Source organism: Streptomyces sp. NPDC007346, assembly GCF_040703535.1.
GTDB lineage: Bacteria > Actinomycetota > Actinomycetes > Streptomycetales > Streptomycetaceae > Streptomyces.
In genome coordinates this window covers 15,699-29,588 of the sequence record NZ_JBEYKR010000043.1, presented here as the reverse complement: position 1 = coordinate 29,588, position 13,890 = coordinate 15,699, and the positions used below count along the sequence as shown (strand labels likewise).

General features: G+C 72.6%; 14 protein-coding genes, 1 pseudogene and 1 riboswitch. Of the genes and pseudogenes, 5 read left to right on the top strand and 10 right to left on the bottom strand.

The features are described from left to right. Positions 1–78: 78 nt before the first annotated feature. On the bottom strand, positions 79–570 hold the full coding sequence (locus AB0917_RS14125; RefSeq protein WP_366819782.1) for an FBP domain-containing protein: 492 nt from the start codon (positions 568–570) through the stop codon (positions 79–81). Between the two features lie 83 nt (positions 571–653). On the opposite strand from AB0917_RS14125, the gene AB0917_RS14120 reads away from it, so the two are divergent. After that, the gene (locus tag AB0917_RS14120) at positions 654–1,226 is read left to right on the top strand and encodes a WHG domain-containing protein (protein WP_366819781.1); all 573 of its coding nucleotides are present in this window, start codon (positions 654–656) and stop codon (positions 1,224–1,226) included. Positions 1,227–1,444: 218 nt separating this feature from the next. Here AB0917_RS14120 and AB0917_RS14115 read toward each other — a convergent pair whose 3' ends face one another. The 3 genes from AB0917_RS14115 to AB0917_RS14105 all read right to left on the bottom strand — a co-directional run bounded on the left by AB0917_RS14115 (position 1,445) and on the right by AB0917_RS14105 (position 3,712). After that, positions 1,445–2,044, bottom strand: a complete 600-nt coding sequence (locus AB0917_RS14115) for a DUF998 domain-containing protein (RefSeq protein ID WP_366819780.1) — start codon at positions 2,042–2,044, stop codon at positions 1,445–1,447. A 214-nt stretch (positions 2,045–2,258) separates the two neighbouring features. Then, entirely contained in the window at positions 2,259–2,456 is a 198-nt protein-coding gene (locus tag AB0917_RS14110) for a ferredoxin (protein ID WP_366819779.1), read from the bottom strand. Between the two features lie 5 nt (positions 2,457–2,461). Continuing rightward, positions 2,462–3,712, bottom strand: coding sequence for a cytochrome P450 (locus tag AB0917_RS14105; protein ID WP_366819778.1), 1,251 nt, complete (start codon positions 3,710–3,712; stop codon positions 2,462–2,464). Positions 3,713–4,319: 607 nt separating this feature from the next. Between AB0917_RS14105 and thpR the strand changes: the two genes are divergently transcribed. Beyond that, complete coding sequence (gene thpR, locus AB0917_RS14100) at positions 4,320–4,940, top strand: RNA 2',3'-cyclic phosphodiesterase (RefSeq protein WP_366819777.1); 621 nt, start codon at positions 4,320–4,322, stop codon at positions 4,938–4,940. Positions 4,941–5,106: 166 nt separating this feature from the next. On the opposite strand, the pseudogene AB0917_RS14095 reads toward thpR, so the two are convergent. From AB0917_RS14095 to AB0917_RS14085, 3 genes and pseudogenes are all read right to left on the bottom strand, one after another. After that, positions 5,107–5,642, bottom strand: a pseudogene (locus AB0917_RS14095) (hypothetical protein). Further along, positions 5,639–6,265 (bottom strand): hypothetical protein, encoded by a 627-nt coding sequence (locus tag AB0917_RS14090; protein ID WP_366819776.1) that lies wholly within the window; start codon positions 6,263–6,265, stop codon positions 5,639–5,641. Before AB0917_RS14090 ends, AB0917_RS14095 begins: the two are co-directional and overlap by 4 nt. 66 nt (positions 6,266–6,331) lie before the next feature. Next, positions 6,332–6,820, bottom strand: a complete 489-nt coding sequence (locus AB0917_RS14085; RefSeq protein ID WP_366819775.1) for a MarR family transcriptional regulator — start codon at positions 6,818–6,820, stop codon at positions 6,332–6,334. 116 nt (positions 6,821–6,936) lie between these two features. Here AB0917_RS14085 and AB0917_RS14080 point away from each other — a divergent pair, with 116 nt between their 5' ends. After that, positions 6,937–7,347 carry an Ohr family peroxiredoxin gene (locus AB0917_RS14080; protein WP_366819774.1) on the top strand — a complete coding sequence of 137 codons (411 nt, stop codon included), beginning with the start codon at positions 6,937–6,939 and terminating at the stop codon, positions 7,345–7,347. Between the two features lie 9 nt (positions 7,348–7,356). Here the strand turns inward: AB0917_RS14080 and AB0917_RS14075 are convergent, their stop codons facing one another. After that, the gene (locus AB0917_RS14075; RefSeq protein ID WP_366819773.1) at positions 7,357–8,856 is read right to left on the bottom strand and encodes an alpha/beta fold hydrolase; all 1,500 of its coding nucleotides are present in this window, start codon (positions 8,854–8,856) and stop codon (positions 7,357–7,359) included. A 93-nt stretch (positions 8,857–8,949) separates the two neighbouring features. Between AB0917_RS14075 and AB0917_RS14070 the strand changes: the two genes are divergently transcribed. Further along, positions 8,950–9,966, top strand: coding sequence for a MerR family transcriptional regulator (locus AB0917_RS14070; RefSeq protein ID WP_366819772.1), 1,017 nt, complete (start codon positions 8,950–8,952; stop codon positions 9,964–9,966). A 262-nt stretch (positions 9,967–10,228) separates the two neighbouring features. Here AB0917_RS14070 and AB0917_RS14065 read toward each other — a convergent pair whose 3' ends face one another. Further along, positions 10,229–10,717, bottom strand: coding sequence for a DUF4430 domain-containing protein (locus tag AB0917_RS14065; protein ID WP_366819771.1), 489 nt, complete (start codon positions 10,715–10,717; stop codon positions 10,229–10,231). 161 nt (positions 10,718–10,878) lie between these two features. Further along, positions 10,879–10,950, bottom strand: a riboswitch (cobalamin riboswitch). Between the two features lie 145 nt (positions 10,951–11,095). Then, positions 11,096–11,743, bottom strand: coding sequence for a TetR/AcrR family transcriptional regulator (locus AB0917_RS14060; RefSeq protein WP_366819802.1), 648 nt, complete (start codon positions 11,741–11,743; stop codon positions 11,096–11,098). A gap of 218 nt (positions 11,744–11,961) precedes the next feature. Between AB0917_RS14060 and AB0917_RS14055 the strand changes: the two genes are divergently transcribed. Beyond that, on the top strand, positions 11,962–13,860 hold the full coding sequence (locus AB0917_RS14055) for an RICIN domain-containing protein (RefSeq protein ID WP_366819770.1): 1,899 nt from the start codon (positions 11,962–11,964) through the stop codon (positions 13,858–13,860). Positions 13,861–13,890 lie beyond the last annotated feature (30 nt).

The window sequence follows — 13,890 nt, the reverse complement described above, 5'->3', positions numbered from 1 at the left end:
CGGCCGCCGATGAGCGGGGAGTGCGTCCGGGCTCGGCCGACGCCTCTCCGGGAGCGGGGCGAGGCGCCGTACGACAGGTCACTCGGTCACCTTGGCGATGAACGCGGCGAGATTCGCCATGGTCCGCTGGATCTTCTCCTCCAGGGTGAGCGACTCGTGGAGCCGTGAGCCGATGCCCGCGTCCTTCTTCCCGCGTACGTAGAGCGAGCAGGCGAGGTCGCTGCACATGTAGGCGCCGACGGAGTTTCCCTGCTGGCCGGCCTTCCCGGCCCTCGGGGCCACCAGCAGGGAGACGCCCCCGGTATGGGTGGTCACACACAACGAGCACATGCTGCGGCGGGTCTGCCAGGAGCCCGCGTCCGAGGAGCGCAGCTGCACACCGACCGGGCGGCCGTCCCAGGCGGTCACGAGGTACGCCCGGTCGGGGGCCTGAGGGTCGCGCCAGCCCAGGAAGTCCAGGTCGTCCCAGGGGCTGTCGGCCAGGTCACGGGGGGTGTACAGGCGCTTGGCCTCGCCCTTGGTGCAGTTCACGAACGCGGTACGGATCTCTTGCTCGGTCAGCGGCTTCATAACAGCCACGCTAATTTGCCTACAAGCATTAGGCAAACGTATATTTCCCTTAGGTAATCGTCGGGAAGTGTTCGGAGGGTGGCATGGCGAAGGCCGGACCGGGTGCGGAGCGCGTGGTGAAGGCGGGGGCCGAGCTGGCCGACGAGATCGGCTTCGAGCAGGTGACGCCTTCCGAACTCGCCCGGAAGCTGGGTGTCAGGACCGCGAGCCTGTACTCGCACGTCAAGAACGCCCACGACCTCAAGACGAGGATCGCGCTGCTCGCCCTGGAGGAGCTCGCCGACCGGGCCTCCGCCGCCCTCGCGGGGCGGGCCGGCAAGGACGCGCTCAGCGCCTTCGCCGACGCGTACCGCGACTACGCCTTCCAGCACCCGGGGCGCTTCGCCGCAGCCCGGTTCCCGCTCGACACGGACGCGGCCGCCGCAAGCGCCGGCGTCCGGCACGCGCGGATGATGCGGGCGATCCTGCGCGGCTACGACCTGACCGAGCCCCAGCAGACGCACGCGGTGAGGCTGCTGGGCAGCGTCTTCAGCGGTTACGTCGGCCTGGAGGCGGCCGGCGGCTTCAGCCACAGCGCGCCCGCGTCCCAGGAGAGCTGGACCGAGATCCTGGGCGCGCTCGACTCCCTGCTGCGCAACTGGCCCGTCCCTTCCTGACCGAGTCTCCCGGCCCCTGGGGCCGCCGCCGGGACAACGCCGGCCCTCACCGTCATCCGCGTCGAACTCGCCCGGCGCGTCGCCGACGGCCCCTTCGGCCACGACGGCCCCTTCACCTCCGGGAACCGCTGCCCCGGAGACCGGCTCCGACCTGGCTGGGCTGGGTGGGCCGGGCCGGCGATTCTGCGGCCGCGCCGCCCCCATCAATGACCGGTCCCTCAGTGGCTGCTCCGTCGGCCGGTGCTCCGCCGGCAGGAGACGACGACCAGGAAGGGCCACAGCGCCTGAACGAACGTCACCACCCGCTCGGCGACACCTGGCGCCCCCGCGCTCTGCAGTTCGGCCAGGAACCACAGCGCGGTCGCCCCCATCAACGCGCTCGCGGCGAGCGCCACATCCAGCCGCAGCCCCCAGGGGACGGGGACCCTTCCGCGAACGGCGGCCAGAGGAGGCCACACCGCCAGCAGTGCGAGGCCCAGGGCGGCCACGGCCCCGTGCTCCAGGGTCCCGCCACTGCTCGGTGCCGGCACCACCGTCAGCGCCAGGGCGCACAGCCCGCCACCGGCCAGCGCGAGGCGCCCGGCGAACGCCGCCTCCCGGAGGGCGTGCGCCGTGACCACGTAACACGTTCCCAGCACCAGCAGCATGCCCGTCATCAGCCAGTAGCTGCCGGCCCCGTAGGACGCCAGCACGCTCAGGGTCTGCCTCTCAGGGTCGTACGCCGGGCCCTGCCGCAGCTGCGCGATCATCCAGGAACCGACCAGCAGCACAGGGGCGCACCCGGAGGAGAGCAGAGCCCACCAAGGAGCAGATCGCATCAAGTCATCATAAATGCCGCGACTTTGCTTGTCGTCGACCGCTTGCCGCGTTGATCGACGGGCCTTACGGTCCCGTCGGCGGCGCGATCCCGTACCGGTCACCGGTCTGTGCGGGTCCGGCGCCGTCCCGCCGCCGCGTCGAGGTGCGTCCGCGACGCGGGCCTCACGGAGTCCATGCCTTCGAGGCAGGACTCCGTGATCCCGTCCTGACACGTCAGTCGGAGGAGAGGACCACCGCCCCCACCGGGCAGGCCCGTACGGCCTCCCCCACCAGCGGATGCCTTCCGGTCGCCGTCTCCCGGCCCGGGAGGACCTCGCTGAGGCCGTCGTCGTCCTGTGTGAACACGTCCGGTGCGGTCAGCGCGCACATGCCGGCTCCCACACAGCGTTCCTTGTCGACCTGGACGCCCATGCCCCTCACCAGGCCACGGGCAGTTCCAGCATGCCCTGGATCGTGTCCCCGGGTTTGTGGGGAATCTCCTGCGCGGGCACGGCGAGCCTGAGGTTCGGCAGCCGCTCGAAGAGCGTGCGCAGCGCGATGTCGAGTTCGGTGCGGGCCAGGTTCTGGCCCAGACACTGGTGGACACCGAAGCCGAAGGCGAGATGGTGGCGGGCGGAGCGGTCCCAGTCGAGCGTGTCGGCCCCCGGGAAGACGTCGTCGTCGCGGTTGATGAGCGAGGTCGAGAAGAACACGCCCTCGCCCCTGCGGATCGTCGTCCCGGCGACCTCGATGTCCTCGGTCGCCAGCCGCTGCAGGCCGTCGGCGATGGACAGGAAGCGCAGCAGCTCCTCGACGACGACGTCCGTCGTCACCTCTCCGGCGCGCAGCGCCGCCAGCTGTTCGGGGTGGCGCAGCAGCGTGAACGTGCCGAGCGAGATCATGTTCGCCGTCGTCTCGTGCCCCGCGATGAGCAGGATCAAGGCGAACTCGACCAGTTGCTCCCGGTCGACCGGCCCGTCGGGGTGGTCGCGGTGGATCAGCTCGTCGAGGAGCCCGTCTCCCGGGTCCGTCCTCTTGCGGTCGATCAGGGCGCCCAGGTAGTCATCGAGTTCCTCCCGGGCCCTGTCCACATCGGCGGCTCCGGGGCCACGCAGGAGCCGCTGCGAGCACCCCTCGAAGAACGCGTGGTCGGCGTACGGCACGCCGAGCAGGGCGCAGATCACCATCGACGGCACCGGCAGGGCGAAGGCGCTCACCAGCTCGGCCGGCGGCCCCTGTCGCTCCATCACGTCGAGCAACCGGTCCACGGTCTCCTGGATGCGTGGGCGCAGCGCGGCGATCCGCTTCACGGAGAAGCTCGGGATGAGCAGCCTGCGCTGGGCGTTGTGTTCGGGATCGTCGACGCCGAGCAGCGCAACGCGGCGCTGCCGCACGTTCGCGAACCGCTGGGCCGGGGCGGGAAAGTCCGGGTTGGTGCGGTCGGTGGAGAGCCGTGGATCGGCCAGCAGCCGGCGGGCCAGGGCATGCCCGGTGACCGCCCAGACCGGGCGTCCGTCGAAGAGGGTGACCCGGCTCAGCGGGCGCCCCTCCCGCAGCGGCGCGTATCCGGCGGGCGGGTGGTAGGGGCACCCCCGGTCCTGGGGGAATGCTGTCGCGGGGGTCGGTGCGGTGGCAGGGCCGGTGGGGTCGAGGTCCTGGCGGGCCGGGTCCGTGGTGGATTCCGTCATGGGATCGGGTCGCCTCACAGTGCTCCGTCGTGCGCGCGGAGCCGGTCGTTCCGCGCTTCGACTCCATTGGATGCCTCAGGCACCTATCTGGTCGACGGGTAGACCGGCCAGGTCGGCCGGGCCGTAGATCTGGCCGGTGTCTTTCGTACGCGTTCGAACCGCACCGCATCCGCTCAGTTCCGGGAGGGCCGACGCTCGGCGCCGGGCATGGCCGCCGGACTGCCGACGGCCTGAACCGCTCGCGGGAGCGGGCCGGAAATGTGCCGTCCGTACCAGTCGGTCGGCGTGGCGGGTGGGGGCGGCGCGGGTGCTGTTCCTCAACTCCGCCCCCCGGGGAGTCGCCACTGCCCTGATGGAACCTGCTGTGGCGGCCTCCCTGCGGTCACGTCACCGCTCGGGGCGGAGAGGCCTCGGAACGCCGTCCGCCACACGGTTACGCCAGGGACAGCGGATCACGCGGGGGCGGGCCCAGGCACTACGGGAAGCGCCCCGAAACGAGAGGGGACAGGCCCTACCCGGCTGCGTCACCGGGCTTCGCGGATCACCGGACGAGCGGGCCGCGGCCCCCGTTGCGCCGGGGGCAGGGTGGGCACGTACGGTACGGCAGGTGAACGAACCGCCCGAGGCCGCCGACGTGCCCGCCGTGGACGAGCGTGAGCCGGCCACGACGATCCGCGTGTTCCTGGCTCTTGCCCCGCCCGATGACGCCAAGGACGAACTGGCGCGGGCACTGCGCCCGGCCTACGAGGCGTATCCACGGCTGCGGTGGAACCGGATCGAGGACTGGCACATCACCCTGGCGTTCCTCGGCGAGGTCCCGGTCACCACCATCCCGGTCCTGATGCCTCCACTGGCCGATCTCGCCGCGCGGCGTCGGCCCCTGCGGCTGGCGTTGCGCGGCGGTGGGCACTTCGACGAGCGGGTTCTGTGGAGCGGGATCGAGGGGGACGTCGAGGGGCTGCACGGGCTCGCCACCGACGTACGCACCCTCGTCGGGACATGCGGTGTCCTCCTCCCGGACCGGCCGCTGCGGCCCCATCTGACACTGGCCCGCTCCCGCCGGGGCGACCACTCCGCCGTGGCGGAGGTGGCCGCGGGACTCGCCGCGTTCTCCGGCCGCGCCTGGGAGGCCGAACGGCTCCACCTGGTCGGCAGCAACATCGGCCGCGGCCCGGGGACGATCCGCTACCGGGACATCGAAGCGTGGAGCTTCGGCCACGGCACCTGACCTGTGCCCGTCACCGTGGCTCGGTGCGGCGCGACCGGTGGGTGGTGCGGCGCCACCGCGATGCCGCACGGCTCGGATCGAGGGGGCGTGTCGCCGCCCGGCAACCTCACCCCGGCCGGTACCCGTATGCGAGCGCGCGCGAAGGGATCACGGTTTTCGTCGCACGTCAGTGCCGGTGGGACACCGCCAGCTCGATGAGGTAGCGCTTGGTGACCCTGCCCCCGTACCGTCCCTCGATCAGCGCCTCGATGCACCCCAGCAGCCCGTTCCTGGCTGCCTCGGGGAGCGCTCGGTGGCCGGAGAAGGTGCGCAGCAGCTCCAGGTAGCCGGTCGTGGTGAAGGTGAGGTCCTGCTCGTAGCGGCACAGGGCCGTGGGGCCGAACCGGCCGCTCCGCGCCACCTCCCGCACATGGTCCGAGGCGTCGACGTCGGCCGTCGCGGGAGGCCGCAGCCCCGGTGGTGTCTGCGGGTCGAAGCGCTCGTAGCAGCGCTGGACCCCGGCGAAGAACTCCTCGGTGCCGCCCATCACATGCTGGCCGCGCACCACGGCGAGCGCTCCGCGAGGTCGTCGTACAGCCGCGGCGGGTATCCGGGCCTGGCCCGGTCGTACAGCTCGGCGTCCTCGTCGAAGACGCGGGCCAGGCGCGCCCGCCGGGGCTCCTCGGGGCTGTCGTCGCGTCGGGCGTCCGCCCCCGGGGTCATACGGAGTCCCGGCCCGTGGGCCGGGCGTGCGTCAGGAGGAACTCGGTCGCCCGTGCGATGGCCTCGGCCGAGGTGCCGTGGACGGCCTCGGACTCCTCCTCCTGCTGGTCCGCCGCCGTGGCGGTGTACCACCAGGCGTCCACGCCCGGGTCGTGGTGGATGACGGCGGCGCCCCCCGCGTAACGGAGCGGGACGGACTCCCCGGCCGACCTCTTGACCACCGCGTGGGGCCACTTGAGGCGGGCGGACTGGCGCTTGATGCCGCCCCAGGCCGCGCCCAGCTGGGCGTAGCTGGCCCCACCGCGGCCGGCCACGGTGGCCGCGCTCTCGGCCAGCCGTTCGACGGACCGCTTGGCTTCGTACAGGGCCCGTAGCGTCGCCAGTTGCACGTCGGGGGCGGCCATCAGCGCGGCATCGAAGGGCTCGCCGGCGGTCCGGTAGGCGAGCGCACGCGTGGAGATCCGCTCGGCCAGCGCGCGGACGGCTTCGAGCACCTTCTCGTCCATGGTGAACGTGTCGTCCTCGCCGGGCTCGCTCCAGGCGGGCTCCACCGGGGTCATGACCACGTTCCAGAAGTCCTCGTCGTGCTTGGCCGGGGTGGGGATGGCCTTCTCTTCACTCATGCGACAAGCATAGCTGTCAGGCCTCATCAGTGACAAGAAAAACTGTCACACTGAAAGCGCGCTCCATCAATGAGCGTCGGCGGCTTCCCCGAGGGCCTCGGTGAGGCGGCCGAGGATCTCCTGCAGCCCGAGAACCTCCTCCACGGACAGGCCGGTCGCGGCGAGCACCCCCCGAGGAACGGACAGCGCGCGCTCGCGCAGCCGCGCGCCGTCATCGGTCAGCTCGACGAGGACGGAGCGTTCGTCCGCGCGGCTGCGCTCGCGCCGGACCAGCCCAGCCGCCTCCAGCCGCTTCAGGAGCGGCGAGAGGGTCCCGGAGTCCAGATGGAGGCGCTCCCCGATGACCTTGACCGATCGAGGGCCGTCCTCCCACAGGACCAGCATGACCAGGTACTGGGGGTAGGTGAGGCCGAGATCCTTGAGCACCCGCCGGTAGAAGCCGCCGAACGCGCGCGACGCGGCGTGCAGCGAGAAGCAGACCTGGCGGTCGAGTCTCAGCAGCTCCGCGTCGGGCACGGCGGGAAGGTCGGGGACGGCGTTCGGGGCAGACGTCATGGAGCCAGCGTACCGTCGGCCACGCAATTAGGTTGCGCACAACTTAGTCGTGTGCCATCTTTATGGCTGTGACCGCGACCGCTCGGCTCGCGGCCCCGAAAAGAAGGGTCATCCCCATGGACGCGCTGTACACCGCCGCCGCAACCGCCAACGGCCGCGAGGGCCGGGCCGTGAGCTCGGACGGTCGGATCGACCTGCCGCTCGCCCTGCCCCCGGCCCTGGGCGGCAACGGCGAGGGCACCAACCCCGAGCAGCTCTTCGCGGCCGGCTACGCGGCCTGCTTCGCCAGTGCCTTGGCCGCGGTCTCCCGCGAGATGAAGCTCGACGCCAAGGACGCCTCCGTGACCGCCGAGGTCTCCATCGGCAAGGACGGCGACGGCTTCGGTCTCGCGGTCGTCATGCGCGTGGAGCTGCCGGACTCCCTCGCCGGCGAGGTCGGTCAGCGGCTGGTCGAGGCGACCCACGCCTTCTGCCCCTACTCCAAGGCGACCCGGGGGAACATCGACGTCGAGCTGGTCATCGAGTAACCCCGGTCGTCAGGCGGTCAGCCGGGCCAGTACCGCGGCGACCGCGCGGTGCACGGCCTCGCGCGCCTCGTCCGTCCGGTCGAGGGTCTCGAAGCCGTGACGGCCCTCCGGTACGTCGACCACCTCGACGTCGGCCCCGCAGCGCTCGGCCTCGGTCAGGAACTCCGCGACGGTCGCGGCGATCTCGGCCATCTCGCGTCCCGCCCGGACCAGCACGATCGGGAGCTTCCCCGCACCGGCCACCGCCCGCACCGGGTGGAACCGGGCGTCGACCACCCCCCAGTTCGGCAGCGGGGCCAGAATCGGGTAGTTGGCCGCCAGACAGCGCAGCCATGCCGGGGGCGCGGCCAGCCAGTCCGCGGTGAGGGGGCCGCCGCCCGAGAAGAACCACAGGGCGACCCGGTCCGCGTCCACCCGCGGGTCGGCCCGGACCCGTTCCACCGCGGCGGCCACGTCCTCGGCGGCCCGCGCGTAGTCGGTCACGGCGTGCAGGCGGTGGTCGAGTGTCGCGGCCACGGCCCCGTGCCCGGCGACGTAACCGGCGTACCCCGTCAAGGTCGGCCAGTCACGGGGCGTCGGCCGCGCCTCGGCGGGTACGGGGCCGCCGTGGACGAACACCACGGCGGGGTGCGGCCCCGGTCCTTCCGGCAGGTACAGATCGGTGTTCCCCGTCCGTTCGCGGGGCCGTTCGGGTACGTCGAGGAGGAACGGCCGCAGATGGGCGGGGGTGCCGGGGGCCTTCAGCCGGTGGCCGCCGCCAGCCGCCGCGTCGATCAGGATCCCGGCCAGCTCGGTGGGGCAGGACAGCATCGGCCAGTGGCCGGTGGGCAGTTCGAAGAAGGTCACCCGGGGGTCGGTCAGGGGCTGGAGGGCGGGCTCGCCGAGGTCCACCATCAGCTGGACCATCTCGATGCCCGGCCCGTTGCCGGTGCACAGCACCCCGGTCACCGGCACCGCCGCCACGGCCCCGGTGAGCCGCAGCGGCTGGAGGAGCGTGTTCAGCGGCTGCGGTGCCGCGAGGGCGGTGAGCCCGTCCAGCGCCGCCTCGGAGAGCCCGGCGGTGCTCCCCCAGCGGGGCCAGGCGTCCCGGGCGGGCGGCGGGAGCGCAGGGCCTCCCCCGCCTCGGGCCAGCTCCTCGCGCAGTTGCTGGTCGGGCACCGCGGCCAGGGCCGGTACGCCGTCCTGCGGCATCCCCGAGTCCAGGTGGACGATCCGGGTGACCGCCCCCGCCCGCCGGTCCGCCGCGCCGAGCACCGGGTGGATGCCGTAGTCGTGGCCGACGAGCACGATGTCGCGGCCCTCGCCCGCCACGAGCGGATCGATCACCGCGAGTACGTCCGCGATATGGGTCTCCAGGTCGATGGCCGCGGCCGGACCGGCGGACTTCCTGCCGAGTCCGGTGAGCGCCACCGTATGCACCTCGGCGCCCTCGGCGGTCAGTCGCGCGGCCGTGTCCCGCCATACGTACGGGCCGGTGAACGCCCCCGCCACCAGGATGAATACGGTCATGGCTCCTCCTCGTCACGCTCTCTGTCGCGCACCGGACCGGTTCCCCGCCGGTGCTCGCCGGTACCGTAGGAACTCCTCTTGGGGGAGGTTCAAGTGTTCTCGTCGCACGACGGTCTGTGCACCATCGGTGAGCTGGCCGAGTACGCGGGCGTCAGCGTCAAGACCGTCCGCTTCTACTCGGACGGCGGTCTGCTGCCCGAGGCGGCCCGCAGCACCGGCGGGCACCGCAGATACGGCCCGGAGGCCGTGGAGCGGCTGGGCCTGATCCGCTCGCTGCGCGGTCTCGACCTGCCGGTCGCCGAAGTACGGCGCATCCTCGACGAGCAGGACGCCGGGGAAGCGCCCGATGCGCTGGAGGCCGCTGTCGACGGCCGGCTGCGCGTCCTCGGGTCCGAGCTCAGGGCCCTGCGCTGGCGGGAGGCCGCGCTCCAGCTGGTGCGGGACTGCCCGCCGGCCGAGCGCCCCGACCGGCTGCGCCTGGTCGGCGCGGTGGCCGCTCCGCCGAGCACCGCCGCGCTGGTCCGGTTCTGGCGCGCCTGGCTGCCGGCGCGGATGCCCGCCCGGTCCGTCCGCGCGTTCCTGGAGGTGGCGGTGGCCGAGCCCCCCGACGACCCCCGCCCGGCCCAGGTGCTCGCCTTCGCGCGGCTGTACGCCTTCGTGACCCGGCCGTGCGACGGGAGCGGAGGTGGGCCCTGCCAGCCCAGGGCCCACCGGGCGGCGAGGGCGCGCGAATCGGCCGTGCTGTACGCGGGGCTGGCGGCGGCGTACGACCTGGCGGGCGGCGAGCTGCGGCGGGGCGGGGTGCCCCGCCCCGGTGAGGCCCTGGACGGGTTCGTGGACGCGTACGCCAGTACGTACGGCACCCGGGACACGCCGGGCTTCCGCCGCCGGCTCGCCGGTCAGCTCGCGGCCGATCCGCGCATCGACCGTTACTGGGAGCTGACGGCCGAGGTGCGCGGCGCCCCCGGCGGCCGCCCGGAGCCGACGCCCGGGACGGCCCACGACTGGCTCCTGGAGGCGCTCGACGCGCACCTTTCGACGGTGCTCGGGGAGAGCCGCCCCCGGGGCGCACCGTCCACGGCTACGGGTGCGGCCGGGCGCGCCGGCTGACGAGGCCCGGCGGGACGGCGCGGACGGCGCGGACGGCGGCCGGTCGTCGGGCCGGCCAGGTCGGGCCCGGTCGCGGCCACCGCACCGCCGGCCGGCCGTCGAAGTTCAGGCGGCATCGAGGCTCAGGCGGCGATGCCGGCGGCCCCCACGCGCATGCCGTCGCGGCGCGGAGCTGACGCGAGCAGGGTCGACGCCTGCCGCCATGGGCCCTTTCGGCGGCTCATGCCGGACCCTTGGGCCCGGCATGAGCCGGACGAGAGACCTAGAACGCGGTCCAGGTGAAGGCGACCTTGTCCCCGGCGCTCAGCTTGAACTGGCAGCCGCCGACCGGGATCGAGGTGCCGTTGACGGCGATGTTCCAGTAGGCGACGCCAACGCCGTCGACGTTCTTTATCGTGTCGACGGAGAAGTCGTCGAACGACGCGTACCAGGCGCCGTCCCAGGTGAAGTGTCTCTTCCGGGCGGCGTCGTCGAGGGCCGCGGTGGGCGTGGGTACGGCGCTCGGGTGGGCGCCGCCGTTGGTGCCGTCGCAGTGGTGCGTGCCGCCGGTGGCGGTGGTCACGTCATGGCCCTTGGTCCTGATCTTTCCCTTGAAGAGGAGTCCGTCCGGACCCTGCACGGTCAGGGAGACCTTCACCGGGGTGTTGGTGGATGCCGTGGCCTGCGGCTGGGCCACGGCGGGGGCGGAGGCCAGGGCGAGGCCGAGGGCGGCCGTGACGACGAGGGCGCGGCGGGCGGATGTCAGGTGCACAAGCATGCCTTTCCGGTGCGGGACGGCCTGCCGTGCCGCACCGGAGCCGGCCGGCCCGCCGCGTGTCCGCCCGCGTGTGCCGCGGCGTACGCGCCGCGGATCGCGACTGCGGGGCTTCGCACTGCAGACCATGACAGGGGAAGCGGTACGCGTCACGCGCCGGGCTGTCCGACTCGCGGCCCGGCGGGCCGCACACGGTTGCAGGTCAGTGCCGGATTCCCACCGGCTTCCCCCAGTCGCGCACGCATTCAGTTGTCGCTCCGGATCCACCGGAGCCCTCGCATGGTATGGCCGGCCGACCGCGTACGACCGGGAAACGGCCCAATACGTCGGCGCGCGGGGGTCCGCCCTCGGTCAGTGCTGTCCCGTGTCCGGTGATCAGCGGCGGGAGGACGGGCCGAAGCGCTCGGGCGCCAGGGTGGCGAGAAGGGAGGTGACCACGAGGTCCGTCGAGGCGGCCATGTCCACGGAGTCCGGCGACAGCAGCCACTGGACCTGGAGACCGTCCATGACGGCGATGATGGCGTTGGCCGCGTTCTCGGTCATCTCCGCGCGGTCGGCGGGCGGTTCGCACGCCTCGCGCAGGGCGTCGGCGACGAAGCCGCGCAGTCCGTGGTAGCGGTCGCGGAAGTAGTCCTGGGCCGGGTGGTCGTCGGTGACGGACTCCGCCGAGAGGACCGCGTACAGCCTGACGATGCCTTCGCGCTCGGCGTTGCGGAGCGCGGTGTTCACCAGGTGGCGCAGGAAGTCCAGCCCCTGGGGGCGGTCCGGGCCGAGCTGTTCGATGTCGGCCCGGTCGCGCAGTTCGAGAACGCTGGTGAGGAGCAGGGACTTGGAGCGGAAGTAGTGCAGGACGCCCGCCTGTGTGAGGCCCACCCGGTCCGCGATCTCCGCGAGCGAGGCGTTGTTGTAGCCCCGGGCGGCGAAGGTGTCCATGGCGATGGACAGGATGTCCTGCTGCCGCCGCTGGGCTTCGGGGCTGCGCGGCGTACGGGGCTTGGCGGGGCGGCGCGCCGACCCGCCCACCGACTGGTTACCCACTGACTGGTTGCTCACCGGCCCAGCTTAAGCGTGCCCGCGGCGGTGGTCCGGCAGGGATCTTCGCAGGGCTTCGGGGCGCGGCAGAACACCGCGGCAGACTACTTACTAACCACTTAGTGGGTGTGGTTTCATGCCGTTGCCCCTCCGATTCACGCCGTTGCCCCCTGCGATGTACGCACGTACCGACCCGAGGAGAGCCGCACATGACCCGCCCCCACCCCCTGCGTCTCAGAGCACGCGCGGCAGGCGCCGCGCTCGTCGTGGCCGTCGCCGGACTCGGCATCAACGCCACCGCCACCACCGCACAGGCCGCCGACCCGGCCGCGCAGGTCTGGGTCACCACCACCGACGGCAGCCGGAAGCTCACCGCCGACGGCAGCGTCCCGTTCACCGGCACCCCGCAGAGCGTCGACATCCGTATCGACGCCGACAGCAAGGGCCAGAAGTTCACCGGCGCGGGCGCCTCCGTGACCGGCGCCTCCGCCCATCTCATCCAGGGCCTCCCCCAGGCGCAGCGCACCGCGCTGCTGAGGTCGCTGTTCTCCGCGGAGGGGGACGGCATCGGGCTCAACTACCTGCGCCAGCCGCTGGGCAGCACCGACTTCGACGCCGACTCCGACTTCTACACGTACGAGGACACCCGGGGCTCCTTCTCCATCGACCGGGACCGGAGCCGGATCATCCCGGTCCTGAAGCAGGCCACCGCGATCAACCCCGCCATCCGGTTCATGGGCTCCCCCTGGTCTCCCCCGGCCTGGATGAAGACCAACAACTCCCTCAACGGGGGCAGCCTCAGGACCGAGCACCACCAGGCGTACGCCGACTATCTGGTCAAGGCGATCCGGGCGTACGGGCAGGAGGGCATCACCCTCACCGACCTCACCGCCCAGAACGAGCCCGAGTTCGCGACCAGTTACCCGTCCATGAGCATGACCGCCGCCCAGCAGGCGGACTTCTTCCAGGTCCTGGACCGCACGCTGACCGCCGCGAACCTGCCGACCAACCTCCTGGCCTACGACCACAACTGGGACCACCCCGACTACCCGCTCGACGTCTTCGCCCGGACGGGTGGCATCCAGCGGATCATCGGCGCGGCCTTCCACTGCTACGGCGGAGCCCCGGCGGCGCAGCAGCAGGTCGTCGACGCCGGGAAGCGGGTCTTCTTCACCGAGTGCTCCGGCACCGACAGCGAGAACCCCGCCACGACGTTCGGCGACACCCTCAAGTGGCACGCCGAGAACCTCGTCGTACAGAACATGCGCAACGGCGGCGAGACGGTCATCAACTGGAACCTGGCCCTGGACCGGAACGGCGGCCCCCACCAGGGGCACTGCACCAACCGCTGCAACGGCATCGTCGAGATCGCCAACGGTCAGGTCACCCGTAACGCCGAGTTCTACGTCCTGGGGCACGTCACCAAGTTCATCAGGCCCGCCGCGACCCGTATCGGCTCCACCAGCCAGGGTGCCGGGGGCGTGCAGAACGTCGCCTTCCAGAACCCCGACGGCACCCGCGCCGCCGTCGTCGTCAACACCGCCTCCGGCGCCCAGCGGTTCTCGCTGACCGACAACGGGAAGTCCCTCGCGTACACCCTGCCCGCCGGTGCCGTCGCCACCTTCACCTGGGACGGCGACGGCGGTACGACCGAGCCTCCGGCCACTCCCATCGACCCCGCCGCCTGGTACCGGGTGCAGAACACCAACAGCGGGGCCTGCCTCGACGCCGCCGACTGGGGCACCGGTGACGGCACCGCGCTCCAGCAGTGGGCCTGCGGCACCGGGGCCAACCAGGGCTGGCAGTTCCGGCCCACCGGCGACGGCCACTACCAGGTGGTGAACCGGCACAACGCGAAGGTGTGGGACGTGGACGGTGGCCCCGGGGCCACCGCCGACGGCACCAAGGTCCACCTGTGGTCCTACGTCGGCTCCACCAACCAGCAGTGGCGCCCCGAGCCCCTGGCCGCCGCCGGGCGGTACCGCTTCGTCGCCCGCCACAGCGGCACGTGCCTGACCGTCGACAACTCCTCGACGGCCGACGGGGCGAAGCTGGCCCAGCAGCCGTGCGGCAGCTCCCCTGCCCAGTCGTTCGCCCTGACCGGCTGAGGCGGGCGGAACCGAACCCCGGGTGATCAC

Excerpts from the sequence above, each read along its gene's own strand:
- AB0917_RS14125 (WP_366819782.1), bottom strand. The coding sequence starts at position 570 with ATGAAGCCGCTGACCGAGCAAGAGATCCGTACCGCGTTCGTGAACTGC.
- AB0917_RS14120 (WP_366819781.1), top strand. The coding sequence starts at position 654 with ATGGCGAAGGCCGGACCGGGTGCGGAGCGCGTGGTGAAGGCGGGGGCC.
- AB0917_RS14115 (WP_366819780.1), bottom strand. The coding sequence starts at position 2,044 with ATGCGATCTGCTCCTTGGTGGGCTCTGCTCTCCTCCGGGTGCGCCCCT.
- AB0917_RS14110 (WP_366819779.1), bottom strand. The coding sequence starts at position 2,456 with ATGGGCGTCCAGGTCGACAAGGAACGCTGTGTGGGAGCCGGCATGTGC.
- AB0917_RS14105 (WP_366819778.1), bottom strand. The coding sequence starts at position 3,712 with ATGACGGAATCCACCACGGACCCGGCCCGCCAGGACCTCGACCCCACC.
- AB0917_RS14090 (WP_366819776.1), bottom strand. The coding sequence starts at position 6,265 with ATGAGTGAAGAGAAGGCCATCCCCACCCCGGCCAAGCACGACGAGGAC.
- AB0917_RS14085 (WP_366819775.1), bottom strand. The coding sequence starts at position 6,820 with ATGACGTCTGCCCCGAACGCCGTCCCCGACCTTCCCGCCGTGCCCGAC.
- AB0917_RS14080 (WP_366819774.1), top strand. The coding sequence starts at position 6,937 with ATGGACGCGCTGTACACCGCCGCCGCAACCGCCAACGGCCGCGAGGGC.
- AB0917_RS14075 (WP_366819773.1), bottom strand. The coding sequence starts at position 8,856 with ATGACCGTATTCATCCTGGTGGCGGGGGCGTTCACCGGCCCGTACGTA.
- AB0917_RS14055 (WP_366819770.1), top strand. The coding sequence starts at position 11,962 with ATGACCCGCCCCCACCCCCTGCGTCTCAGAGCACGCGCGGCAGGCGCC.